A 23,874-nucleotide genomic window follows, 5' to 3' on the forward strand; every position below is an offset into this window, starting at 1 on the left:
GATTTCCTCCTAGTGCCTTCCGCCTTCGAGATAGGCAGCGCGGACTTCCGGATCCGCCAGCAATTCGCGGCCAGCGCCGCTCATGGTGATCGAGCCGTTGACCATCACATAGCCACGGTCAGCGAGCTTCAACGCACCGAATGCATTCTGCTCGACGAGAAACACCGTCAGCCCCTGCGTGCGGTTCAGTTCCTTGATCGCCTCGAAAATCTGCTTCACGATCAATGGTGCCAGACCGAGTGACGGTTCATCCAGAAGCAGGAGCTTCGGGCGCGCCATCAGTGCACGGGCGATTGCCAGCATCTGCTGTTCGCCGCCCGAAAGCGTGCCGCCACGCTGGTTGATGCGTTCCTTCAGACGCGGGAACAGGTCGAACATCAGCTTTACGTCTTCTTCGAAATATTGCTGATTATCGAGGCTTGCGCCCATCTGGAGATTTTCCAGAACCGTCATGCGCGGAAAGATACGACGGCCTTCCGGCGACTGCGCAATGCGCAGCTTGGCAATCTCGTGCGGCGGCATGGATGTGATATCCTTGCCGTTGAAGAGAATGCGACCGGTACGAGCCTTCGGCGAACCGAAGATCGTCATCATAAGCGTCGATTTACCGGCACCGTTGGCACCGATCAGCGCCACGATCTCGCCCTCGTCGACGGTGAGGTCGATGCCCTTCAAGGCGCAAATATTGCCGTAATAGGTCTCGACCTTCTCGACGGCCAGAAGTGGTTGCTTTTTCTGCATGGTTTCAGCCTGCATCATTCGCCTCCCTTCTTCGGCTTGGCAGAAGCTTTTGTCGGGGCTTTGGCGCGTTTTGCGCCGCTGCTTTTCGCAGCCCCACTCTTGCCAGCCTTCACGGGAGCAGTCTTATGGCTCGTCGGAACATCGCCCGCTTCAACGCGCTCGGAGAACTCGGTCGCCTGACCGGCGGCGAGTTGCCTGGCCTGCCCGACCCAGTCTTCGCGTGCGATACGCCCGTCGAATTCCAGATAGGTCTCAGCTTCCACGATATCCGCTTCACTCCAGGCGGCAATCTGATCGAAATGATAGATGCCGTGTTCGTGAAGCTTCTTCTCGTTGACCGCGCCAATGCCCTTGATGAGGGTCAGATTATCGGCCTTTCCGCCGCGTGCTGCGGCCAGACCACCGGCGAGCGAAGCGCGTCCTGACGGTGCTTCACCCGTCTCTTCGGAAATTTCTTCCTCGATGGCTTCTTCGGCAAGCTGGGCAGCGACCAGCTGCGCCGGATCGGCAATACCCGGCTTGTCCGCCTCTTCAATAAGCTCGGCAATCTCTTCGTCATCCACGCCGAGATAGGCCGCGATAACGCGTGGATCGTTCTTGACTTCCTCCGGCGCGCCGTCGGAAATCTTGGTGCCGTATTCCAGCACGATCACATGGTCGGAAATCTCCATGACCACCGACATGTCGTGTTCGATCAGCAGGATCGATGTGCCGGTTTCCTTGCGGATATCGAGCAGGAGCTTGTTGAGCTCTGCCGATTCACGCGGATTGAGACCGGCGGCCGGTTCATCGAGGCAGAGGATTTCCGGCTCGATGCACATGGCGCGGGCGATTTCCAGACGGCGCTGATCGCCATAGGGCAGATCGCCCGCCGGATCGTCTGCACGACCGATCAGGTTGATTTTCTCCAGCCAGTAACGCGCCTTTTCAACCGCGTCCTTCGCCGCCGACTTGTAGCCCGGCAGACCGAGAAGGCCGAGGATCGTAAAGCCCGATGAGCGCATCAGCGTGTTGTGCTGCGCGACCAGCAGGTTTTCCAGAACGGTGAGGCCCGAGAACAGGCGGATGTTCTGGAAGGTACGCGCCACCTTGGCCTGCTTGGTGATCTGGAAGTCAGGCAGGCGCTCAAGCAGGAACTTGTCGCCCGTCTTCCGGTTCATCGTCAGCATGCCACCCGTCGGCTTGTAGAAACCGGTGATGCAGTTGAAGACCGTGGTCTTGCCTGCACCGTTCGGGCCGATGATCGCCGTGATATCCCCACGCTTCACGTTGAAGCTTAGATCGTTGATGGCCACGAGACCGCCAAAGCGCATCGAGAGATGCTCGACCTGCAGGATGGTGTCTTTTTCAGTGTTGCCCAATTCGGCTTTATCAGGCGCAGTGCCAGACATAGTGCTTATCTCCGCCATCAGCCGTGCCCTTCCTTGGTAAAGGCACCCGACACCATCTTCTTCTCATGCAGGAAGGCACTGGGTTCTCGACTTCCGACAAAACCGCGCGGTTTCCAGACCATGACCACCACCATGGCAAGGCCGAAGATGAGCATGCGGTAGAGTTCCGGCGTGAAATCCGGGCCGAAAATCGCTTTCAGGAAGCTCATTTCGCGCAGGATTTCGGTACCGCCGATCATAACAATCGCAGCAATGGCGATGCCGACCAGCGAGCCCATGCCACCCAGAACGACGATGGCCAGAATGACGGCGGATTCGAGGAACACGAAGGATTCCGGGCTGACGAAGCCCTGACGCGCGGCAAAGAAGGAACCGGCAAAACCACCGAACATCGCGCCCGTGGCAAAAGCCGTGAGCTTGGTCGTGGTGGTGTTGATGCCGAGCGAACGGCACGCGATTTCATCTTCACGCAGTGCTTCCCATGCGCGACCAACCGGCATGCGGCGCAGACGGATGGTAACCCAGGCCGTCAGGAGCGCCAGCAGAAGGATGACGTAATAGAGGAAGAACTTGTAATGGGCCGCCGAGAAGGTGAGGCCGAAATGGGCCGCGAACCCGTCCTTGCTGGCATTGAAGGGCAGACCAAAGAAGGTAGCCTTGGCAATTCCCGAAACGCCGAAGGTGCCGCGAGTAACATCTGTCCAGTTGATAAGCACCAGACGGATGATTTCACCGAAGGCAAGCGTCACGATGGCGAGATAGTCACCACGCAGACGCAGGACCGGAAAGCCCAGAATGACGCCCCATGTTGCGGCGAGAATACCGGCTATAGGCAGCAGCATCCAGAAGGATAGACCAAAATAGGCCGACAACAGCGCATAGGAATAAGCGCCCACTGCATAGAAGGCGACGTAACCCAGATCGAGAAGACCAGCGAGACCCACCACGATGTTGAGGCCCCAGGCCAGCATCACATAAATGAGGATCTGGACGCCGAAATTATCGACCCATTTGAGCGATCCCTGCCAGCCGAGGAAGGCGACGATCAGGATCGGATAGACAAAAAGGAAGGCAACGCCGAGGCGCGAGAAGTTGCGGCGCACGAAAGACGGGCTTTCGACCGCAACGGTCGGCTGCTTGCTCTTGGCAAGCTTGCGCGCCTCCAGCCATGGCTGTGCAAAGGCAACGAACAGGAAACGGCCAACCGCAGCCAGCGCGACCATGACGGCCAGTGCACCCCAGCGCTGAACAAGCACCAGTTCGTTGTTGATGTTCTGATCGGTCTTGAAACCGATGATGAGGCAGAAGAGGCCCAGAGCCAGAAGACCGGCGAAAAACCCTTCACGAATGGCCCGGCCAAAAAGGGAATCCGGGCGTGAACTCGACTGTGCAGCCATGATTAAACCTTTTCGACTTCAGGACGGCCAAGAATGCCGGACGGCATGAAGATCAGCACGATAGCGAGGATCGAAAACGCGGCAACGTCCTTGTAGTCGATCGAGAAATACGCGGACCACAATGCCTCGATGAGACCGATGAGCAAACCACCGACCACAGCGCCTGGAAGCGAGCCGATGCCGCCCAGAACAGCCGCCGTGAACGCCTTGACGCCGGGGATGAATCCGTCGGCAAAGGAAATCACGCCATAGAAGGAAAGGTAGAGCGTACCGGCCACCGCCGCGAGCATCGCACCCATCACGAAGGTGAGCGAAATGACACGGTCGACATTGATGCCCAGAAGCGCCGCCATCTTGCGATCCTGCTCACAGGCACGCTGTGCGCGACCGAGCGAGGTGCGATTGACGATATACCAGAAGATCGTCAGCAGCAGCGCTGTCACCACGATGACCACAACCTGCTTCAGCGAAATCGTCACATTGGTGCCGAAAATATTGTAGGAACCGTTCAGAAGCTGAGGCACCGGCTTGTTACGCGGCCCCTGCGTCACCTGGACGAAGTTGGACAAGGCAATCGACATGCCGATAGCCGTGATCAACGGTGCGAGGCGGAACGAACCACGCAGCGGCCGATAGGCCACGCGCTCGATCGTCCAGCTCCACAACCCCGTCAGCAACATGGCGACGACCATCATCAGAAGAAGCATCAGCGCAATCGGCAATGCTCCAATGAAGGTTGTGATGATGAGAAAAACAATCAGCGCTATGAAGGCGCCGAGCATGAAGACATCGCCATGAGCAAAGTTGATCATGCCGATAATGCCGTAGACCATCGTGTAGCCGATGGCGATCAGGCCATAGATCGAGCCGAGCGCGAGCCCGTTGATCACCTGCTGGAAGAAATATTCCATCGAGAAGCCACCCATTTTACCGCCCGGGATTTTTTTGACGCATCTTTATTTCGTGCGCCTTCATTTTTTTCCCGGCTCTTTACACCTAACGGCTGTATAGAGGAATGCAACCCCCTTTTGTCTCAGACAAAAGACTAAGGGTATCATCCTTCCACAAACTAGTTATGTCCCCTACTAAACGTCCTGTATATGTTTTTTTCTCCTACCCAGGACGCCTTATTCCACATTTTCTGCATGGCTCGAAAGCCAAAAAATTGGGAGCCAGTAATAAAATTACCAGCCGTACCCACTTTACGCGACCGTAAACCCGTGTGCAAAGGGATCGCGATCATCGATGAAGATCGTATTATATCCCGTCATGCGTGCCCAGCCTGCAATTGAAGGGATAATCGCCGGTAATGTGCGATCCTGCCCCACAACTTCCGCAGCGCGCTCAACGCGGCCGTGGAAAAGCGATCCGATGATGGATTCATGCACGAACTCATCGCCGGGCTTCAGCTTGCCCTTGGCAGCCAGTTGCGCCATGCGCGCAGACGTACCCGTTCCGCATGGCGAACGGTCGATTGCCTTGTCGCCGTAGAAGACCGCATTGCGGGCATGCGCTTCTGGGTGTTTCGGCTTGCCGGTCCACAGAATATGGCTCAGACGGTTGATATCAGGCAGCAGCGGATGCTGGAACTTGTACTTCTCGTTCAGCCGCTGGCGCAGGATCGGGCTCCAGGCAATCAGCTGCAAAGCGGAATAATCTTCCATATCCGTGTAATTTTCTTGCGGCTCGACGATAGCGTAGAAATTGCCGCCATAGGCCACATCGACCTTGATAGTGCCAAGGTCCGGGCACTCGACTTCAAGCCCTTCGGCATAAAGGAAAGCCGGAACATTGGTGAGACGAACCCGCTCGACATACTGGCCGTTCTGCTCATATTCGATCGCCACCAGACCGGCAGGCGTATCGAGATTGAGCTTGCCCGGCGTCTTCGGCGTCACCAGCCCCTGTTCTATAGCCATCGTCACGGTTCCGATCGTGCCGTGACCGCACATCGGCAGGCAGCCGGACGTTTCGATGAACAGCACCGCGACATCGCAATCGGGGCGCGTCGGCGGATAGAGGATAGAACCGGACATCATGTCGTGGCCGCGCGGCTCGAACATCAGGCCAGTGCGGATCCAGTCGTACTCGCGCAGAAAATGCGCGCGCTTTTCCATCATGGTCGAACCTTCAAGGTTCGGCCCGCCGCCAGCCACCAGACGCACGGGGTTGCCGCATGTATGTCCGTCGACGCAGAAGAAGGAATGTCTTGCCATGATGGTCAGTTCCGAAAACGTTGTGGCTTGAAAGGTTCAATGTCGATTGCAGGCGCGGCCCCTGTGATGAGGTCACGGATAAGTCGCCCGGTCGCAGCCGACTGTGTGAGGCCAAGATGGCCGTGGCCGAAGCCGTAATAGATATTCCCGCCTGCCGAAGCCCTGCCGATAACCGGCACGGAATCCGGCATCGATGGCCGATAGCCCATCCATTGTCGCCCGCCCTCGGTGCGCAACCCCGGCAGGAACATGGACGCTTTCTTTAGCATGGCTTCGGATCGCGCGAAATTGGGCGGCAGGTCAAGCCCGCCGAACTCTACCGCGCCGCCGACACGCAGGCCGGTTTCCATCGGCGTGACGACAAAACCGTGACCGGGGAATGTCAGCTGGCGCTTCACATCGAAACTGCCGACCGGCAATGTGGTATTATAGCCGCGCTCGGTGTCGAGCGGCACTGCATCGCCAAACCCCTTGGCAAGATCGCGTGACCAGGCGCCGGCCATCAGGACAAGATGTGCTGCCCCGATTTCAGTCCCATCTTCCAGACGAACGCTCGCGCCGCCATTGCCGGGTCTTGCATTCATGACCCTGGCCTGAAGGAAGCGCGCGCCCTTGCTTTCGGCATAAGCCCAGATCGCCTTGCCGAACAGTTTCGGATCGCTGACATTCTTCCAGCCGGGTACGAAAGTACCGGCAACGAAACGCGGGCTCAGGCCGGGCTGCAATTCGGCAAGTCGGTCGCCGCGGACATGCTCGCAGGCAATTCCGGCCTGTTCGCGAACGTCCCAGCCCGGCTGAGAGGCAGCAAGTTCGGCTTCGCTTTCATAAAGCTCCAGATTGCCGTTTTCGCGCAGCCTGTCACGCAGCCCTGCCCTGTCGATCAGCGCCATCATCTCGCTGCCGGCGAGACGCATGATATCGGCCTGCGCAACTGCGGTTTTCGCCAGCGCATCCGCGCTGCTCGCGCGCCAGAACCGGTAAAGCCACGGTACCATCTTGGGAAAATAGGAAGGACGGATCGTAAAAGGCCCGAGCGGGTCCATCAGCCAGCCCGGCACCTTGCGCATGACGCCCTTGGACGCCAGCGGCAGAATGTCGGAAAAAGCAAGCGCCGCCGCATTGCCTGAACTGGTTTCCTCGCAAATGCCGGTTCTGTCGATGACCAGAACCTGACGCCCCGCCTCGGCAAGCAAGGCGGCAGTGGCGACGCCAACAATACCGCCACCGATTATGAGAATATCCTGCTGACCCTGCGGATCAGATTTCATCTTGTGCGGCTCCCAACCGATTCATTCTTACCCGTACCCCTGCCAAAGAACCGGGCAATCTCCACGCTTCAGGCAATTGGCATTCAGTATGTTCAATGCCAGCCGTCCGGCTCTGTCCATCGATTTTTTGGAATGACACTGTGCTGAAAACTCGCCATCGCTTGAAAAAGCCACAAAGGCAGATTTAGGGAACGACCAGCGCAAATCACACCATATTGATATATCAGAGATATATCTGTAAGATTGCACTATGTCAATCGTCGTAACCACAAGGCATAGACCGGCATGGAAGAAACGAACGTTCGAGACAGGCTGACGCGGAGCCCGGCAAACATGCCGCAGGCGACCATGGACAGCTGGGGTAGCGAAAGCCTTGCCGAGCAGGCCTATCGCATTCTGGAACGTTCCATCGTCACGCTGGAACTGGAACCCGGCACTGTCGTCAACGAGCGCACGCTGATCGAACTTACCGGCATGGGCCGCACGCCCATGCGCGAGGCCATTCAACGGCTCGCCTGGGAAGGCCTTGTGGAAGTGCGTCCGCGCTCCGGTATCGCCATCGCAGCCATCGACCCGAAGGATTTCATCAAGGTGCTGGACGCACGCGAAGGTGTTGAGCGCGTTCTGGCGCGTGATGCCGCTCGCTTCGGCAGCCCCCGCGACTATGAACGGCTTGAAGCTGCCGCAGCCGCCATGCGGCAGGCGATCCCGAACGAGGATGTGGCGCTGTTTCTCGATGCCGACAAGGCATTCGACATTGTTCTGGGTGCGGCAGCGAGCAATCCCTATGCCGCGCGCATTGCAGCGCCTCTGCAAACCCACAGTCGTCGTTTCTGGTTCCGTCTTCGCCCGTCGACCGGCATTGCGGGCTCGGCCAATGCGCATGCGACACTGATCGAGGCGATCATCTCCCGCCAACCGGAGCGGGCCAGCGATACGGCCACCGAACTGATGGCCTATCTGCGCACCCTTGCGCCGTGATTCGCGACGCCGGACATCCAACAGCGATCAACGTGCCCGCAAGGATCGCCGCGACCGCTCATTAGCCCGAACACCCGTCGCTGCTATAGGGTTGGTACTGAAGATCAGGCCGTCATCCGTATTCACGCCATTCAAGGCGCGCGCATAGGCGTGGCGTGTTCCACGCTCCATATATTTTACCTGTAACGACACAATAGAAAGAACGGCGCAGAGGCCTATCGCTGCATGAGATGAATGTTGCATCTCAACCACTCCCGTCCGGGGTTCCAGGATTAATTTCGGGGCCAGTGGATTGAATTTGACGTTTGATACCCGTCCGATATGGATCCCGTTTCAAACGTCAAATTCGAAAAATCCACTAGAGTCATAAAATTACTGGTGGTCTTTTGCTTCCGGCATTTGCTCAGCGCACATATCCGAGGGATGCAAATGTCGGAAACAGACCCCTAGTGGACTGTTCGGCTGCGACCGAAAAAAGGCGCGGTACGTCCAATTTCAAGACGTTCCTTCACGACGCCGTGATTCCAAAAAATAAAAGCCGAAGCGTGAACTTCGGCTTTTGGATATCGTAAGGACTGACGAACCCCTTCAGTGGGTCTTGTTCATCGAATCCGACATTTTGCGAAGTACGTTGAGCGCAATGCTCAGCTCCTCATCGCTCACGCCCTCCAGAAGGTCTTCGCGAACGTCACCAGCAAGCTTCACGACCTGCTCAGCCAGAATCTTGCCTTCTGCCGTCATCACCACTCGCTTCGCGCGACGGTCGCCCTGAACCGTCTGACGTTCAATGAACGACTGCCGCTCCAGACCATCGAGCAGGCGCACCATGGTCGCATTCTCGATCTCCAGCGCTTCAGCCAGTTCCTTCTGGTAAAGCCCTTCCTGTTCCATCAAGGCAAGCAGGGTGCGCGCTCTGGCCAACGTCAGGCCACGCTCTTTCACACGTGCGTCGAAGACGGTGCGAAGCCTGCGATTAACCTTCGCCATGGCATCAATCATTTCAGCTTTGAGATCTGCCGTATCCATGCCAATCGCCTTATATATTAGTAAACTAATGATTATGGATTTGGATAAATCGCTGGCGAACTATTTTCAAGCGAACTTCCTGAACTCACGCAAGCGTGATGGGATTTGGCGCCAATATGACAGTTCTGCGAACAAATTCACTGCGGAGCGGGTGATCTGAAAAAGAAAAAGCGGGCCAAAGCCCGCTTTTCCGAAAAACGATAAACTGCTGCCGATCAGGCTGGCATGATCGTTCCCTGCAGCGTCATCAACTGATGCAGGAAGATTTCAGCCTTGGTGCGGTGTTCGTTCGACGAAGCATCGTCCAGAGCCTGGCGGGCATGATCGATACGGCGCTGAATATCCGCCGGATCGATATCGTCCACATGAGTCGCCGATTCGGCCAGAACGGTGCAGCCCTGCGGAGTAATATCGGCGAAACCGCCAAAGACTACGTAGGAGTCGGACTTGCCGTCGGCAAGCTTCACCGAAACGACACCCGGCATGATCGTCGTCATCAGCGGCGAATGACCGGCGAGAGCCGTCAGATAGCCTTCGCTACCCGGAATGACGACTTCCGTCACCTGCGCGGAAAGCAGGAGCCGTTCAGGCGACACGAGTTCGAATTGGAAAGCTTGAGCCATGGTTCTCACTTGAATTCAAAAGCATGAACCCGAAAACGGTTTCCGGAAAAGATCATGCTTAAACAAAATGATTGGCTTTCACGGCGGGCCTTGCGGCCCACCGGGAAATTCAATTCATCAAGCAGCTTCAGCTGCCAGCTTCTTCGCCTTTTCGATCGCTTCTTCAATCGAGCCGACCATGTAGAAAGCCGGTTCTGGAAGATGATCGTATTCACCTGCGCAAAGGCCCTTGAAGCCCTTGATGGTGTCGGCGAGGTCAACCAGCTTGCCTGGCGAACCGGTGAAGACTTCAGCAACGAAGAACGGCTGCGACAGGAAGCGTTCGATCTTACGAGCGCGCGCAACGGTCAGCTTGTCGTCTTCCGACAGTTCGTCCATGCCGAGGATGGCGATGATGTCCTGAAGCGACTTGTAGCGCTGAAGGATCGACTGAACCTGACGAGCAACAGCGTAGTGTTCTTCACCAACGATCATCGGATCGAGCATACGCGACGTGGATTCGAGAGGATCCACAGCCGGGTAAATACCCTTTTCAGCGATCGAACGGTTCAGCGTCGTGGTCGCGTCCAAGTGAGCGAACGACGTTGCCGGTGCAGGGTCGGTCAAATCGTCGGCAGGAACGTAAATTGCCTGAACCGAAGTAATCGAGCCCTTGGTCGTCGTGGTGATGCGTTCCTGCATCGCGCCCATGTCGGTTGCCAGCGTCGGCTGATAACCCACAGCGGAAGGAATACGGCCGAGAAGAGCCGAAAGTTCCGAACCAGCCTGCGTGAAGCGGAAGATGTTGTCCACGAAGAACAGGACGTCCTGGCCCTGGTCACGGAAGTTTTCAGCAACCGTCAGACCCGACAGGGCAACGCGAGCGCGCGCACCCGGAGGCTCGTTCATCTGACCGTAAACGAGTGCGGCCTTGGAGCCTTCACCGCCACCGAGCTTGTTAACGCCCGATTCGATCATTTCGTGGTAAAGGTCGTTACCTTCACGGGTACGTTCACCAACGCCTGCGAATACCGAGTAACCGCCGTGCGCCTTGGCGACGTTGTTGATCAGTTCCATGATGAGAACGGTCTTGCCGACGCCAGCGCCGCCGAACAGACCAATCTTGCCGCCCTTGGCGTAAGGAGCGAGAAGGTCGACGACCTTGATGCCCGTTACGAGGATTTCAGCTTCGGTCGACTGTTCGATATATTCAGGAGCTTCCTGGTGGATCGCACGACGGGCAGTGGTCTTGATCGGACCAGCTTCGTCAACCGGCTCGCCGATGACGTTCATGATGCGGCCAAGGGTTTCCTCACCAACCGGAACCATGATCGGGTTGCCGGTGTCGCGCACTTCGTGACCGCGAACCAGACCTTCAGTCGAGTCCATGGCGATGGTGCGAACGGTGTTTTCGCCCAGATGCTGTGCAACTTCAAGAACCAGACGGCTGCCGAGATTGTCGGTTTCCAGAGCGTTGAGGATCAGCGGAAGCTGACCGTCTTCGAACTGTACGTCGACAACAGCGCCGATGACCTGAGTGATCTTGCCTACTGCGCCGGTCGTTGCAGCCTTGGGAGCTGCATCAGACTTGGCGGCTGCCGCCTTCGCCGGAGCCTTTTTGGCTGGAGCTTTCGCCGCTGCTGGCTTCGCTTCGGCCGCGGCGGTAGTTTTCGGGGTCGCTGCTTTTGCCATCGATCCTTTTACCTTCCGATTAGAGCGCTTCCGCGCCCGAAATGATTTCGATCAGTTCCTTGGTGATCTGAGCCTGACGCTGACGGTTATACGTGATCGACAACTTGTTGATCATGTCACCGGCGTTACGCGTCGCATTGTCCATCGCGCTCATCTTCGCGCCCATTTCGCCCGCCACATTTTCCAGCAGAGCGCGGAAAATCTGGACCGAAATATTGCGTGGGATCAGCGTCGACAGGATCGCCGCAGGATCAGGTTCGTACTCATAAATCGCATCGCCTGCAGTGTCCGCCTGCGCAACATCGCCAGCCGAAGCCGGAATGATCTGCTGTGCAGTTGGAATCTGTGCAATCACCGACTTGAATTCGGAATAGAACAGGGTGCAGACATCAAATTCGCCTTGTTCGAACAGCTCGATCACCTTGTGGCCGATCTGGTCGGCATGCACAAAAGCGAGCTGCTTGACTTCGCGCAAATTGACGTGGTCGATAATCAGAGAGGCAAACTCACGACGCAGAATATCTGCGCCCTTCTTGCCGACCGTGATGATCTTGACCGTCTTGCCTTCAGCAAGGAGCTTGCGGGCATGATCGCGCGCCAGACGCGCGATTTGGCTGTTGAAACCGCCGCAAAGGCCACGTTCTGCGGTGCAGACGACGAGCAGATGCACGTCGTCCTTGCCCGTACCGGCCATCAGGGCCGGCGCATCTTCGCCGGTTACGTTCTGCGCGATATTTGCGAGAACGGCGCCCATGCGCTGCGAATAAGGCCTTGCGGCCTCCGCAGCTTCCTGGGCACGGCGCAGCTTCGCCGCGGCGACCATCTGCATCGCCTTGGTGATTTTCTGCGTCGCCTTGACCGAGGCGATACGGTTTCTCAGATCCTTTAGTGAAGGCATCCGTTCATCCCGTCACAAAATTCAAGCGAAAGACTTGGCGAACGCGTCGACCGCTGCCTTGAGCTTTGCTTTGATGTTGTCGGTGAGCGCCTTTTCGTCGCGGATCGCATCGAGCACATCCTTGTGCTCGGTGCGCAGCGAAGAAAGAAGACCTGCTTCGAACTTGCCAACCTGGTTGACGGCGATCTTGTCGAGATAGCCATTCACGCCGGCGAAAATCACGGCAACCTGTTCTTCCGTTTTGAGCGGCGAGAACTGCGGCTGCTTGAGAAGCTCGGTCAGACGTGCACCGCGGTTCAGCAAACGCTGGGTCGAGGCATCGAGATCCGAACCGAACTGTGCGAAGGCGGCCATTTCACGATACTGGGCGAGCTCGCCCTTGATCGAGCCGGCAACCTGCTTCATGGCCTTGACCTGCGCCGAAGAACCAACGCGCGAAACCGACAGACCGACGTTAACAGCCGGACGGATACCCTGGTAGAACAGGTTGGTTTCGAGGAAGATCTGGCCGTCGGTGATCGAGATCACGTTGGTCGGAATGAAGGCGGAAACGTCGTTGCCCTGCGTTTCGATGACCGGCAGAGCCGTCAGCGAGCCAGCGCCGTTTTCGTCGTTGAGCTTTGCAGCGCGCTCGAGAAGACGGGAGTGCAGATAGAAAACGTCGCCCGGATAAGCTTCGCGGCCCGGAGGACGACGGAGCAGAAGCGACATCTGACGGTAAGCGACAGCCTGCTTGGACAGATCGTCGTAGCCGATCAGGGCATGCATCGAGTTGTCGCGGAAATATTCGCCCATGGCGCAGCCCGCAAATGGAGCGAGATACTGCATCGGAGCCGGATCGGAAGCGGTAGCCGCGATAACGATCGAATATTCCAGAGCGCCGCGTTCTTCGAGAACCTTGACGAACTGAGCAACGGTCGAACGCTTCTGGCCGATAGCAACGTAAACGCAATAAAGCTTTTCGCTGTCCGGGCCGTTGTCGTGGATCGGCTTCTGGTTCAGGAAGGTGTCGAGAATGATGGCGGTCTTGCCGGTCTGACGGTCACCGATGACCAGCTCGCGCTGGCCGCGGCCAACCGGGATCAGAGCGTCAACAGCCTTGAGGCCGGTCGACATTGGCTCATGAACCGACTTGCGCGGAATGATGCCCGGTGCCTTCACGTCGACGCGGCGACGCTCAGTAGCAACGATTGGGCCCTTGCCGTCGATCGGGTTGCCGAGAGCGTCGACAACGCGGCCCAGCAGGCCGGGACCGACTGGAACGTCAACGATTGCGCCGGTACGCTTGACGATGTCGCCTTCCTTGATGTCACGGTCGGCACCGAAGATAACGACGCCGACATTGTCGCTTTCAAGGTTCAGCGCCATGCCGCGAATGCCACCAGGGAATTCGACCATTTCACCGGCCTGGACATTATCCAGACCATAGACGCGGGCGATACCGTCGCCAACGGAAAGAACCTGACCGACCTCGGAGACCTCAGCCTCCTTGCCGAAGTTCTTGATTTGCTCTTTCAGGATAGCGGAAATTTCCGCGGCGCGGATGTCCATCAGCCGACCTCTTTCAGTGCAAGCTTGAGAGAAGAAAGTTTAGTGCGAAGGGACGTGTCGATCTGACGCGAACCCATCTTGACGATAAGACCGCCGAGGATCGACGGATCGACGGTGACATTGATCGTCACGTCCTTGCCGGCCACGCCCTTCAGCGTTGCCTTCAATTCGTTCTGCTGCGCAGCACTCAGTTCGTGCGCGGAGATGACATCGGCGGAGACTTCACCGCGATGTTCGGCAGCAATCTTGCGGAAAGCGGCGATAATGCCCGGCAGGGCGAAGAGACGACGGTTCCGCGCGACAACGCGCAGGAAATTTCCGACCAGACCCTTGATGCCCGCCTTGTCGGCGAGAGCGCCGATGGCGTGAAGCTGATCTTCCGAAGAAAATACCGGACTGGAAATCAGTCGCTTGAGGTCTTCGCTTCCGCTCAGAAGCGCCTCGAAACGGTCAAGATCTTTTTCCACAGCCGCAACGGATTTCGCGTCGAGTGCGAGCTCGAAAAGAGATCCGGCGTAACGCTGTGCGACACCTGAAATGAGCGAAGACGTTTCAGCCACGAACAACCTGCTCTCTACGTTGAAACCATCCTTTTGGGACCCAATCTTGTTCAGGACGCCAAGCCGATGATTTTATTGAATGTTTCCGGAAAACCACTGACGCGCGAGCACGTCAACACCGAAATGTGATTGCCGTCTAGCATAGACGAACAGGACTCGCAACACGCGAATCCGGCACTTTTGTGTAAGATTTGCCGCCTTTCGCGGTCAAAAAAGTCGCATCTGCCCCGGCGAGGCGACCTTCCGTTACACAACCTGCACGCCTGACGTGCAGAAGAGCACCCTTTCCGATCAGGAAATGAAGCCGAAAGCGTAAAGGAGCGGACCCGCTGCAAGCACGAATTCCACCAGTGCTGCAAGACTGCCATAGAAGCGTCCGCCGGCCGGTCCGCCCTTGCGGCCCGCTGCATCCGACATCATCGAAATGAAGCGTCCGAACAGCGCAAATCCCCATACGGAACCAAGCACGACCCAGAGAAACGGCTGCGCGAAAATGAGGCATCCGAGCCCCACGCCGAGATAGGGCCCGGCGAGCGTTGCGCGGATGGAACCGTAACCTTCGGGACGGCCGTTGATCGGCTGGAGCCGCAGCAGCTTCATCGTGATGCCGGGCGCAAAAAGCATGACAAGACCGGCCAGTGCTGTCACGGCGGCAGAGCCCCAGGCAAGCCATTCTCCGGTCGTGGCAGGAAGATAGAATTCCATCGCAATTACCCTCGTCGTTTCTTGCCATATAGCGGAATTTGGCACCACGTTCCATCCTGCGTAGGCTGTTCAGATTCTGGTTATGCCGCGCCGAAAATAGTGGCTTTGAAGAACCGGAGCGGAGCCTACTTGAAGTACGTGAGCACCGGAAGCGCACAAAGACGCTATTTGCAGGCCGGCAGAGCCTGAATATCAACAGCCTACAGGAAGCTTTGCGGATCAATGTCCACCTGCACCCTTATCGAGCCTTTTTCCTTCGGCCCTTTGGCAAGCAAGACGCGAATAAATCCTTGAATATCGGCGCGTTTGGTCCCGTGCACCAGAATACGGAAACGATGGCGTCCCCGTACCAGCGCAAGCGGCGCTTCGGCAGGCCCAAGCACGGAAATCTCCGGGGATGAAGGGGCTGCACGACGAAGCGCGCGCGCATGATTTTCGGCATCGGGCCGGTTGTCGGCTGAAATAATCAGCGCGGCAAGCCGTCCGAAAGGCGGCAAAGCGCTGCGTTCGCGCTCGTCGATCTCGCGGGCATAGAATGCGTCCGCATCACCACTGACGATTGCCCGCATCACCGGATGATCCGGCTGGTAGGTCTGGATGAGGCCCAGGCTCTTGCGACCGGTTCGACCGGCACGTCCCGTCACCTGATTGAGAAGCTGGAAGGTACGCTCAGCCGCGCGCGGATCGCCATTGGCAAGCCCCAGATCGGCATCCACGACACCGACCAATGTCATGTTGGGAAAGTTGTGCCCCTTGGCAACAAGCTGCGTACCGATGACGATATCCGCCTCGCCTTTTGCGATAGCGTCGAGTTCCAGCCGCAGCCGCTTCACGCCGCCTGCCATATCAGACGAAAGAACTATGATTCGCGCTTCGCTGAACGTTGCCGCCACTTCTTCCGCAATGCGCTCCACACCCGGACCGCAGGCAACCAGATGATCCAGCGTGCCGCATTCGGGACAAGCCTGCGGTGTTGGCTCGTGATAGCCGCACTGGTGGCACATGAGCTGCCCGCGAAAGCGATGTTCCACCAGCCAGCTTGAACATTGCGGACACTGGAAGCGATGGCCGCAAACCCGGCACAACGTCAAAGGCGCATAACCGCGCCGGTTGAGGAACAAAAGCGCCTGCTCGCCGCGTTCCACCGTCTTGCCGACGGCTTCGGTCAGTGCGGGCGACAGAAACCGGCCCGGCGGTGGCGGAGAACGCCGCATGTCGATGGTCTTCAAATCGGGCAGTGCCGCTTCCGCATAGCGACCATAAAGCTTGATTCGCTTGTAGCGTCCCTGCTCCGCATTGACCTGACTCTCGATGGATGGCGTGGCCGATGCCAGCACCACCGGAAAGCCGCTGATATGGCCGCGCACCACCGCCATGTCGCGCGCATTGTAGAAGACCCGGTCTTCCTGTTTGTAAGCCGGATCATGTTCTTCATCGACAACGATCAGCCCCAGTTCCTTGAAGGGCAAAAAGAGCGCCGACCGCGCCCCTGCCACCACCCGCACCGTACCTTCGGCAATCTGCCGCCAGACGCGCTCCCGAGTGCGGGGGGCAAGGTCGGAGTGCCATTCGGCAGGCTTGGCCCCAAAACGATCGTGGAACCGGTCGAGAAACTGTTGTGTCAGCGCGATCTCAGGCAGGAGAATCAGCACCTGCTTGCCTTGCTCGATCGCCTTGGCAACGGCTTCGAAATAAACCTCGGTCTTACCCGATCCGGTCACGCCATCGAGCAATGAAACCGAAAAACAATCGGCTTCCACGGCTTCCGACAGCATTTCAGCCGCCGCCTGCTGGTCTTCCGAAAGCGTGGCCCGTGCATAGTCGATATCGGGCTTTGCCACCACGGCTGGCGGCGGCAGCATGACTTCCTCGAAAATACCTTGCGTCTTCAACCCGTCCACGACCGTCATGGAGACACCCGCCGCATGGGCAAGGCCGGATCTGGTCCATGCAAGCCCGTCGCGGGCAAGCTCCATCACCCGCGACCTCGCCTCGGTCATACGCTCCGGCTCACCGCCGGAATATCGAAGGCCCGGCACCGATGGCTCGGGATCGAATGCGGCAGGCACACGCAGGACCATACGCGCCACCATGCCTGGCGGCGAAAGCGTGTAGTCCGCAGCCCAGCGCATGAAGCGCAACATGTCGCCCCCCACCGGCGGGCAGTCGAAAACTTCGGAAACCTCCCGCAGTTTTCTGGCGTCAACGGCATCGGTCTCGCCCTCGCAGACGATCCCCGCCACCTCACGAGGACCGAGCGGCACGCGCACGATCGATCCGGGCTGGACGTTCATCCCTTCCGGAACCATATAAGAATAAGGCCGCTCTGCGGGCATGGGCACGAGCACGGGAACGACCCGTGGTGCGAGCTCCGGAAACAGACCAGAAATGGGGTTTGCAATATCGTGCGAATCTTTCGACATGATCGCGTGACCTTGGCGCGGCTTTGCGCTAAAGAAAAGCCACCTTCCGGGACTTAAATGGATTTAGCTCCCAAAAACCACCCGCGCTCATTATGGAGGAACGCTGTTATGAAGTTTTTCGTGGACACTGCGGACGTCAAGGAAATCCGCGAGCTCAATGACCTTGGGCTGGTCGATGGCGTGACCACCAACCCGTCCCTCATCCTGAAGTCGGGTCGTGACATTATCGAAGTGACCAAGGAAATCTGCAACATCGTCAAGGGCCCGGTTTCCGCCGAGGTTGCTGCGACGGAATATGAGCAGATGATGAAGGAAGCAGCCGTCATCGCCAAGATCGCTGACAACATCTGCATCAAGCTGCCTGTAACCCTCGACGGACTGAAAGCCTGTAAGGCTCTGTCGTCTGACGGCCACAAGGTCAACATGACGCTCTGCTTCTCGGCCAATCAGGCGCTTCTGGCAGCCAAGGCCGGCGCGACCTTCATTTCGCCGTTCATTGGCCGTCTCGACGATACCGGCATCAACGGCATGGAGCTGATTGCCGAAATCCGCACGATTTACGACAATTACGATTTCCGCACCGAAATTCTTGCCGCTTCGGTTCGCACCGTCAATCACGTCAAGGAAGCAGCTCTCATCGGCGCCGATGTCGTGACCGCACCTCCGGCAACGCTCAAGGCACTGGTCAAGCATCCGCTGACCGACAAGGGCCTCGAAACCTTCCTCGCTGATTGGGCGAAAACCGGTCAGAAGATCGCCTGATCGGCGACCTTGCCAGACGAATGAAAGGCGGGCCATTGGCTCGCCTTTTTTATTCCAGCACCGTTTCCCCGTCCTGCTTGCTCACCCGGATCGGTCGTGCGCCGCAGTGCTCGGTAATCGCGCTGGCAAGGGCGGCTGAATGGGTCACCACCCATATCTGGCTGCGTTCGGATGCCTGCGCGATCATTCGGGCAAGTGACGGGATCATATCGGGATGCAGGCTTGCCTCCGGCTCGTTGAGCGCGATCAGTGGCGGCAGGCGATAGGAGAGCAGCGCACCCGCCAGAGCCAGCAGGCGAATCTGTCCGTCGGACAATTCTCCGGGGCGAAATGTTCGTGGCGGAAAAGCCGGGAAGTTCAGGCCGAAAGTCGCCGTTTCTTCCGGATAGGGAATGACCAGCTTGGCGCCTTCCAGCGCGTCGGCAACCAGACGATCCAGATCGACCGTATCCTGCCGGATATGGGCCAGCGTCGCAAAGACCGAAGCGAGATTGCCGCCATCCTCGTCCAGCATCGCAGCGGTCGCGGCTATGGACGGCTGACGTACCGGCGCATCGCGGTCGCTTCTAAAACCATGGTAAAAACGCCAGCCACGTATCTGAGCAGAAAGATCGCCTATCTCCGGATAATGGCCTGACTGTCCGAGCACCGCCAGACCGCTTTCCGAAGTCAGCAGACGCCCCGGATGTTCCATGCGCCGCCCTTCCCCGTCGCGCGCGAAAACCGCAGGTCCGCGCCGGTCCATCAGATCGACAGGACGACGGCCCGTATCGAGATTGAGCTGTTCTTCCTTGATCTGCGGTTCGAAGGGAAAGGCCCCGGAAACCGGCGGCGGCAGACCTGCCTCGACACGATAGGAAAGACGCGAAGCCAGTCGCTCGTCTTCAAAATCTGCTTCCAGAATGATGCGCGCCGATTCGTGCTTGCGGCGACTGCCGCTCCACATGGCCGATTGCATTCCGCCTTCACGCACCACTTCGGTCGAGAGATTACCCTCGGCAGCGGCCTTCACCAGTTGCAGCGCCCGATAGAGGTTGGATTTTCCGGCACCGTTCTCGCCGACGAAAACCGTCACCTGTCCGAGGTCGAACCGGACGGAACGCAACGAACGGTAGCCTTTGGCGGAAAATGAAACGAGACGCATGGCTTGATCGGGTCCAGCAATGAAAAGGCGGCGTGAAATCCACACCGCCTTTATAGCTGCCTATCAATTTGAGACTAGAGTATTTCCAGTTTAAATTGAATCGTTAGAAATACTCTATCTTTTTGTTTTTACGCATTATCCTACGCAAAACCGCTTCGCACTTTTGCTGGAAATGCTCTAGCTTATTCCCATTTCATCTCGCCCTTGATGACCTTTGCACCGAGCTCCAGGCTGCTTTCGCCGCCAAGATCAGGATAACGCTTCTTCATTGCTGCGATCAGTTCGCCGCTATCCTTGGCTTTCGCCGCTTCCTCGTCGAAGGCCGTGATATAGTCGCGCGTGAACTTGATTGCCGAAACATCCGTTGCCGACCCTGCCGCCGTATGTGCCGGAACGACAATGGCAGGATTGCGGGCAGCAATCGCATCGAGATTCCTGATCCATGCCTCACGCTGGGCAAGATCAGGCGTATCGGCAAGCCAGACATGTCCGCCCGACGATATCAGAACGCCGCCGAACACCGCTTTGAGCGAAGGCACCCATAAATAGCGGCGGTTCTTCATGCCTTCGGCAGGAACGATTTCAATCTCATTGCCCTCAAGCTCCAGCGCCTTCACGTCAGAAGCTTCGGGAATGACGACATCCGACAGTTTCTGCGGGCCGTTATCCTTGAGCTGCGGACCCCAGACTTTCAGCTTGTTATCGATATTGCCCTTGATCGCCTCGACCGTTTCAGGGGCCGCGATAATGCGCGCGTCGGGAAAAGCAGCTTTGATCGGGCCAAGGCTGAAATAATAGTCCGGATCGCTCTGGCTCACATAGATCGTGGTCAGCTTCTTGCCCGTCTCCTTGATTTTCTCGGCAACCGCCTTACCGTCCGAAAGTGTGAAGCCGCCATCAAGCAGGATCGCTTCCTTGTCTCCGGTCAGAAGAACAGGCGTACGATTGAAGCCGTTCTCATCCGCCTGGAAATATTGCCATTGCAGCGGCGCAACCTTTTCCTGTGCCAACGCCGAGCCCGCAACCGCCAGCCCGGCCAAAACTGCGAGACTGCCCATCATCATGGAAAACCGCTTCATCCAATTACTCCTGTAACAACTGGTTTGAACCAGCGGACGCATCATGCGCTCGCAGGAGCATTCAGGTTGCTAATCACTTCATGAAAAACAAGAAGACACATGAATGTTGGGTAGGCACAGCAATGTTACCTTCCTGAATTCATTGCTATTTATCCAATCTCTAAAACAAAAAAAGCGGCGCCCGGAAGCACCGCCTTTCAACGTCAGGTGAAAGCCCGATCAGAGTTTCGACAATTTTTGTGCCAGAGCGAGGAACACCTGTTCGGCCAGTTCTTCCGCAGCGCGCTTGCGTGCATCGCGTTCGGCACGCAGGTTCGCGAATTCCTGACGCGGACGGTCGAAGGAAGCGCCAACCGTGCGGGTGCCAGCGGCAAGCGGCTTGCCATCCTTGTCACGCAACACGAAGTTCGATGTTGCCTTGACGATACCGGACGATGGACGGCCCGTACGGTCGGTCTGATCGCCAATATCGACGCTTACGGCCGCAAGCGTATAGCTGCTCAGACCGAGACCGAGCCGATAGGTCGGGTTGGCCGGCTCACCGGCACCACCGCCGAGCAGGAAGATCAGGCGATTGCGGACCTGCTGCTGAAACACATCGCCAGCCGGATCAATGGCCACCGAGGCAAGCTTGGTGCGCATGTCCGGCGTCACGCTGCCGCCTATGGTTCCACCGGCACCAGCGCCGGAGGAGTAAAGCGGCTGCACGGTGCATCCAGCCATCAGAACCGCAGCTCCGAGCGCGAAAAACGCAACGCGGAAGGCTTTGATTGCAGAGAAAAAGCGGTCAGGCAACGACATTGACGATCCTTTGCGGCACCACGATAACCTTCTTCGGCGAGCCTCCATTGAGCGCAGCCTTGACGAAGTCAAGTTCGAGCACCGCCTGCTGGATGCTAGATTGATCAGCGTCGCGGGCGATTGTCAAATCCCCACGCTTCTTACCGTTGATCTGCACCGGCATAACGATCTCGTTTTCCACCACCAATGCCGGATCGAATTCCGGCCAGGCACTGCGGGCAACCAGCGTTTCACGACCGGCAATCTTGCCGCCCAGCACAGCCAGGCACTGTTCAGCCAGATGCGGCATCATCGGCGCCAGCATCAAGATGAGCTTTTCGGTGACGTCACGGACAGCACTCTTCAACTCGTCATCCGCATTGCCCGAAGCCACCTGCTGCAGGGAAGCAGCAGCCGTATTGACCAGCTCATAAAGACGGGCGACGCCACGATTGAAGGCGAGCTTCTCGATATCATCGCCGACAGCCTTGACCGCCTTGTGCGCTGCCTTGGAAACGACAAGGGCTTCACCCTGCGTCCCGGTCTTCGGCGCAACGTCCTTCAGATGTTCGGCGGCTTCCGCCACCAGACGCCAGACGCGCTGCACAAAACGATGAGCGCCTTCGGCACCGGCTTCCGTCCAGATCACGTCACGCTCGGGCGGCGAATCAGACAGCATGAACCAGCGCGCCGTATCGGCACCGTAGGAAGCGATAATGTCATCCGGATCGACAACATTCTTCTTCGATTTCGACATCTTCTCGATGGAACCGATTTCCACCGGCTCGCCTGTCGAGAGCAGGGCCGCGCTGCGCTTGCCGTCGGTTTCCTCGATACGAATATCGGCTGGCGCCACCCACTGGCCATTGGCCTTGTAGGTCTCGTGCACAACCATGCCCTGCGTGAACAGGCCCTTGAACGGCTCGTCGATGCCGACGTGACCGGCGACCTTCATCGCGCGGGTGAAGAAACGCGAATAGAGCAGATGCAGGATCGCGTGTTCGATACCGCCGATATACTGATCGACCGGCAGCCAGTGATCGGCAACCTTGCGGTCGGTCGGCTCGTTTTCCCATGGTGCCGTAAAGCGCGCATAGTACCAGGACGAATCGACGAACGTGTCCATCGTATCGGTTTCACGGCGCGCATCGGCACCGCATTTCGGGCACTTAACATGACGCCATGTTGTATGACGGTCGAGCGGATTGCCCGGACGGTCGAACTCGACATCGTCCGGCAGCTTGACCGGCAAATCGGCGCGCGGCACCGGATTGACGCCGCAGCTTTCGCAATGGATCATCGGGATCGGGCAGCCCCAGTAGCGCTGGCGCGAGATGCCCCAGTCACGCAGACGGAACTGTACCTTGCGGCTTGCCTGCGGGCTGTTGCCGAGGCTGGTCTGTTCCAGACGCTTAGCCACCTCATTGAAGGCCGCTTCCGGCGTCATGCCGTCGAGGAAGCGCGAATTGATCATCACGCCATCATCGGTATAGGCCGTTTCGCCGATGCTGAAGCCTGCCGCATCTTCGCCCTTCGGCAGAACAACAGGCGTAACCTTCAATTTGTACTTGTTGGCGAAATCCAGATCGCGCTGATCGTGTGCCGGGCAGCCGAACACCGCGCCCGTGCCATATTCCATCAGAACGAAATTGGCGACATAGACCGGCAGTTCCCAGTTCTCATCGAACGGATGCCGGACTTTCACGCCTGTGTCGAAGCCCTTCTTCTCTGCCGTTTCCAGCGCCGCCAGCGACGTACCGTGCTGATGGCATTCCTCGATGAAACCGAAAAGCGAAGCATTATCTTCGGCCAGCTTCTTCGCCAGCGGATGATCGGCGGAGATCGCCACGAAAGCCGCACCGAACAGCGTGTCCGGACGGGTCGTATAGACCTCGATTTCCGAGAAACCGGCAGGCGCCGTATTGCCGTCCAGCGCGAAGCGGACCTGCAGGCCTTCCGACTTGCCGATCCAGTTGCGCTGCATCAGGCGAACCTTTTCCGGCCACTGGTCGAGCGTGTCGAGACCGGCCAGCAATTCCTCGCTGAAATCGGTGATCTTGAAGAACCATTGCGTCAGTTCGCGCTGTTCGACCAGCGCGCCCGAACGCCAGCCGCGACCGTCCACCACCTGCTCGTTGGCAAGCACGGTGTTGTCGACCGGGTCCCAGTTGACCTTGGAGGTCTTGCGCGTCACCAGACCTTTTTCGAAAAGATCGATGAACAGCATCTGCTGGCGATGATAATATTCCACGTCGCAGGTCGCGAATTCACGCGCCCAGTCGAGCGAAAGCCCCATCGATTTGAGCTGGCTGCGCATCGTGGCGATGTTCTGGTAGGTCCATTCCTTCGGATGAACCTTGTTCTGCATCGCTGCATTTTCCGCAGGCATGCCGAACGCGTCCCATCCCATCGGATGAAGCACGTTGAAACCCTTGGCGCGCTTGTAACGGGCGACCACGTCGCCCATCGCATAGTTGCGCACATGGCCCATATGGATGCGCCCCGATGGATAGGGGAACATCTCGAGCACATAATATTTCTCGCGGCTGTCGCCATTGTCGGTTTCGAAGGTCCGGTCTTCTTCCCAGACTTTCTGCCAATGAGCTTCCGCCACGCGCGGATTATAACGTTCGGCTGCCATGACCGTATTTACTCGTA

Annotated in this window: 21 protein-coding genes; 2 read left to right on the forward strand and 19 right to left on the reverse strand. The window is 58.0% G+C overall.

The features are described 5' to 3' along the window. Window positions 1–9: 9 nt before the first annotated feature. From F9K91_RS08855 to F9K91_RS08880, 6 genes are all read right to left on the reverse strand, one after another. Complete coding sequence (locus F9K91_RS08855) at window positions 10–756, reverse strand: ABC transporter ATP-binding protein (protein WP_061347978.1); 747 nt, start codon at window positions 754–756, stop codon at window positions 10–12. Then, window positions 756–2,150 carry an ATP-binding cassette domain-containing protein gene (locus F9K91_RS08860; RefSeq protein ID WP_412842153.1) on the reverse strand — a complete coding sequence of 465 codons (1,395 nt, stop codon included), beginning with the start codon at window positions 2,148–2,150 and terminating at the stop codon, window positions 756–758. Before F9K91_RS08860 ends, F9K91_RS08855 begins: the two co-directional genes overlap by 1 nt. Next, on the reverse strand, window positions 2,150–3,529 hold the full coding sequence (livM, locus tag F9K91_RS08865; protein WP_151677647.1) for a high-affinity branched-chain amino acid ABC transporter permease LivM: 1,380 nt from the start codon (window positions 3,527–3,529) through the stop codon (window positions 2,150–2,152). The genes F9K91_RS08860 and livM overlap by 1 nt, the downstream gene beginning before the upstream one ends. A gap of 2 nt (window positions 3,530–3,531) precedes the next feature. Continuing rightward, window positions 3,532–4,440 carry a branched-chain amino acid ABC transporter permease gene (locus tag F9K91_RS08870; protein WP_151677666.1) on the reverse strand — a complete coding sequence of 303 codons (909 nt, stop codon included), beginning with the start codon at window positions 4,438–4,440 and terminating at the stop codon, window positions 3,532–3,534. 291 nt (window positions 4,441–4,731) lie between these two features. Continuing rightward, a complete protein-coding gene (locus tag F9K91_RS08875) occupies window positions 4,732–5,745 on the reverse strand; it encodes a 4-hydroxyproline epimerase (protein WP_061347975.1) in 1,014 nt (337 codons plus the stop codon). A gap of 5 nt (window positions 5,746–5,750) precedes the next feature. Continuing rightward, window positions 5,751–7,013, reverse strand: coding sequence for an NAD(P)/FAD-dependent oxidoreductase (locus tag F9K91_RS08880; protein WP_151677648.1), 1,263 nt, complete (start codon window positions 7,011–7,013; stop codon window positions 5,751–5,753). A gap of 333 nt (window positions 7,014–7,346) precedes the next feature. On the opposite strand from F9K91_RS08880, the gene F9K91_RS08885 reads away from it, so the two are divergent. Beyond that, window positions 7,347–7,994, forward strand: a complete 648-nt coding sequence (locus F9K91_RS08885; protein WP_235813557.1) for a GntR family transcriptional regulator — start codon at window positions 7,347–7,349, stop codon at window positions 7,992–7,994. A gap of 27 nt (window positions 7,995–8,021) precedes the next feature. Here F9K91_RS08885 and F9K91_RS08890 read toward each other — a convergent pair whose 3' ends face one another. From F9K91_RS08890 to F9K91_RS08930, 9 genes are all read right to left on the reverse strand, one after another. After that, a complete protein-coding gene (locus tag F9K91_RS08890; RefSeq protein WP_081104559.1) occupies window positions 8,022–8,237 on the reverse strand; it encodes a hypothetical protein in 216 nt (71 codons plus the stop codon). 345 nt (window positions 8,238–8,582) lie between these two features. Then, the gene (locus tag F9K91_RS08895; RefSeq protein WP_061347972.1) at window positions 8,583–9,020 is read right to left on the reverse strand and encodes a MarR family winged helix-turn-helix transcriptional regulator; all 438 of its coding nucleotides are present in this window, start codon (window positions 9,018–9,020) and stop codon (window positions 8,583–8,585) included. A gap of 215 nt (window positions 9,021–9,235) precedes the next feature. Further along, window positions 9,236–9,643, reverse strand: a complete 408-nt coding sequence (locus F9K91_RS08900; protein WP_061347971.1) for a F0F1 ATP synthase subunit epsilon — start codon at window positions 9,641–9,643, stop codon at window positions 9,236–9,238. Window positions 9,644–9,760: 117 nt separating this feature from the next. Further along, window positions 9,761–11,314: a F0F1 ATP synthase subunit beta gene (atpD, locus tag F9K91_RS08905; RefSeq protein ID WP_061347970.1), complete on the reverse strand. Its 1,554-nt coding sequence runs from the start codon at window positions 11,312–11,314 to the stop codon at window positions 9,761–9,763. 19 nt (window positions 11,315–11,333) lie between these two features. Further along, the gene (locus tag F9K91_RS08910) at window positions 11,334–12,212 is read right to left on the reverse strand and encodes a F0F1 ATP synthase subunit gamma (protein ID WP_061347969.1); all 879 of its coding nucleotides are present in this window, start codon (window positions 12,210–12,212) and stop codon (window positions 11,334–11,336) included. A gap of 21 nt (window positions 12,213–12,233) precedes the next feature. Then, window positions 12,234–13,763 (reverse strand): F0F1 ATP synthase subunit alpha, encoded by a 1,530-nt coding sequence (gene atpA, locus F9K91_RS08915; protein ID WP_012091259.1) that lies wholly within the window; start codon window positions 13,761–13,763, stop codon window positions 12,234–12,236. After that, complete coding sequence (locus tag F9K91_RS08920) at window positions 13,763–14,323, reverse strand: F0F1 ATP synthase subunit delta (protein WP_012091258.1); 561 nt, start codon at window positions 14,321–14,323, stop codon at window positions 13,763–13,765. Before F9K91_RS08920 ends, atpA begins: the two co-directional genes overlap by 1 nt. Window positions 14,324–14,614: 291 nt before the next feature. Next, window positions 14,615–15,028: an AGROH133_08824 family phage infection protein gene (locus tag F9K91_RS08925; protein WP_151555898.1), complete on the reverse strand. Its 414-nt coding sequence runs from the start codon at window positions 15,026–15,028 to the stop codon at window positions 14,615–14,617. Between the two features lie 200 nt (window positions 15,029–15,228). Continuing rightward, window positions 15,229–17,451 (reverse strand): primosomal protein N', encoded by a 2,223-nt coding sequence (locus F9K91_RS08930; protein WP_151555899.1) that lies wholly within the window; start codon window positions 17,449–17,451, stop codon window positions 15,229–15,231. A gap of 108 nt (window positions 17,452–17,559) precedes the next feature. Here F9K91_RS08930 and fsa point away from each other — a divergent pair, with 108 nt between their 5' ends. Further along, on the forward strand, window positions 17,560–18,213 hold the full coding sequence (gene fsa, locus F9K91_RS08935; protein ID WP_061347966.1) for a fructose-6-phosphate aldolase: 654 nt from the start codon (window positions 17,560–17,562) through the stop codon (window positions 18,211–18,213). Between the two features lie 49 nt (window positions 18,214–18,262). On the opposite strand, the gene F9K91_RS08940 is transcribed toward fsa, so the two are convergent. From F9K91_RS08940 to leuS, 4 genes are all read right to left on the reverse strand, one after another. Further along, on the reverse strand, window positions 18,263–19,357 hold the full coding sequence (locus F9K91_RS08940) for an AAA family ATPase (protein WP_151555900.1): 1,095 nt from the start codon (window positions 19,355–19,357) through the stop codon (window positions 18,263–18,265). Window positions 19,358–19,539: 182 nt separating this feature from the next. Then, window positions 19,540–20,436, reverse strand: a complete 897-nt coding sequence (locus F9K91_RS08945; RefSeq protein ID WP_151677649.1) for an MBL fold metallo-hydrolase — start codon at window positions 20,434–20,436, stop codon at window positions 19,540–19,542. A gap of 219 nt (window positions 20,437–20,655) precedes the next feature. After that, window positions 20,656–21,237 (reverse strand): LPS assembly lipoprotein LptE, encoded by a 582-nt coding sequence (gene lptE, locus F9K91_RS08950; protein ID WP_151555902.1) that lies wholly within the window; start codon window positions 21,235–21,237, stop codon window positions 20,656–20,658. Beyond that, window positions 21,224–23,857 carry a leucine--tRNA ligase gene (gene leuS / locus F9K91_RS08955; RefSeq protein WP_151677650.1) on the reverse strand — a complete coding sequence of 878 codons (2,634 nt, stop codon included), beginning with the start codon at window positions 23,855–23,857 and terminating at the stop codon, window positions 21,224–21,226. The genes lptE and leuS overlap by 14 nt, the downstream gene beginning before the upstream one ends. Between the last annotated feature and the right edge of the window lie 17 nt (window positions 23,858–23,874).

It is taken from the genome of Brucella tritici, from assembly GCF_008932295.1.
GTDB classification, from domain to species: domain Bacteria; phylum Pseudomonadota; class Alphaproteobacteria; order Rhizobiales; family Rhizobiaceae; genus Brucella; species Brucella tritici.

Excerpts from the sequence above, each read along its gene's own strand:
- livM (WP_151677647.1), bottom strand. The coding sequence starts at position 3,529 with ATGGCTGCACAGTCGAGTTCACGCCCGGATTCCCTTTTTGGCCGGGCC.
- F9K91_RS08925 (WP_151555898.1), bottom strand. The coding sequence starts at position 15,028 with ATGGAATTCTATCTTCCTGCCACGACCGGAGAATGGCTTGCCTGGGGC.
- F9K91_RS08930 (WP_151555899.1), bottom strand. The coding sequence starts at position 17,451 with ATGTCGAAAGATTCGCACGATATTGCAAACCCCATTTCTGGTCTGTTT.
- F9K91_RS08945 (WP_151677649.1), bottom strand. The coding sequence starts at position 20,436 with ATGAAGCGGTTTTCCATGATGATGGGCAGTCTCGCAGTTTTGGCCGGG.
- leuS (WP_151677650.1), bottom strand. The coding sequence starts at position 23,857 with ATGGCAGCCGAACGTTATAATCCGCGCGTGGCGGAAGCTCATTGGCAG.
- F9K91_RS08895 (WP_061347972.1), bottom strand. The coding sequence starts at position 9,020 with ATGGATACGGCAGATCTCAAAGCTGAAATGATTGATGCCATGGCGAAG.
- F9K91_RS08855 (WP_061347978.1), bottom strand. The coding sequence starts at position 756 with ATGCAGGCTGAAACCATGCAGAAAAAGCAACCACTTCTGGCCGTCGAG.
- F9K91_RS08875 (WP_061347975.1), bottom strand. The coding sequence starts at position 5,745 with ATGGCAAGACATTCCTTCTTCTGCGTCGACGGACATACATGCGGCAAC.
- atpA (WP_012091259.1), bottom strand. The coding sequence starts at position 13,763 with ATGGACATCCGCGCCGCGGAAATTTCCGCTATCCTGAAAGAGCAAATC.
- F9K91_RS08870 (WP_151677666.1), bottom strand. The coding sequence starts at position 4,440 with ATGGAATATTTCTTCCAGCAGGTGATCAACGGGCTCGCGCTCGGCTCG.
- F9K91_RS08860 (WP_412842153.1), bottom strand. The coding sequence starts at position 2,150 with ATGGCGGAGATAAGCACTATGTCTGGCACTGCGCCTGATAAAGCCGAA.
- fsa (WP_061347966.1), top strand. The coding sequence starts at position 17,560 with ATGAAGTTTTTCGTGGACACTGCGGACGTCAAGGAAATCCGCGAGCTC.
- F9K91_RS08890 (WP_081104559.1), bottom strand. The coding sequence starts at position 8,237 with ATGCAACATTCATCTCATGCAGCGATAGGCCTCTGCGCCGTTCTTTCT.
- F9K91_RS08940 (WP_151555900.1), bottom strand. The coding sequence starts at position 19,357 with ATGCGTCTCGTTTCATTTTCCGCCAAAGGCTACCGTTCGTTGCGTTCC.
- atpD (WP_061347970.1), bottom strand. The coding sequence starts at position 11,314 with ATGGCAAAAGCAGCGACCCCGAAAACTACCGCCGCGGCCGAAGCGAAG.
- F9K91_RS08885 (WP_235813557.1), top strand. The coding sequence starts at position 7,347 with ATGCCGCAGGCGACCATGGACAGCTGGGGTAGCGAAAGCCTTGCCGAG.
- F9K91_RS08880 (WP_151677648.1), bottom strand. The coding sequence starts at position 7,013 with ATGAAATCTGATCCGCAGGGTCAGCAGGATATTCTCATAATCGGTGGC.
- F9K91_RS08900 (WP_061347971.1), bottom strand. The coding sequence starts at position 9,643 with ATGGCTCAAGCTTTCCAATTCGAACTCGTGTCGCCTGAACGGCTCCTG.
- lptE (WP_151555902.1), bottom strand. The coding sequence starts at position 21,237 with ATGTCGTTGCCTGACCGCTTTTTCTCTGCAATCAAAGCCTTCCGCGTT.
- F9K91_RS08910 (WP_061347969.1), bottom strand. The coding sequence starts at position 12,212 with ATGCCTTCACTAAAGGATCTGAGAAACCGTATCGCCTCGGTCAAGGCG.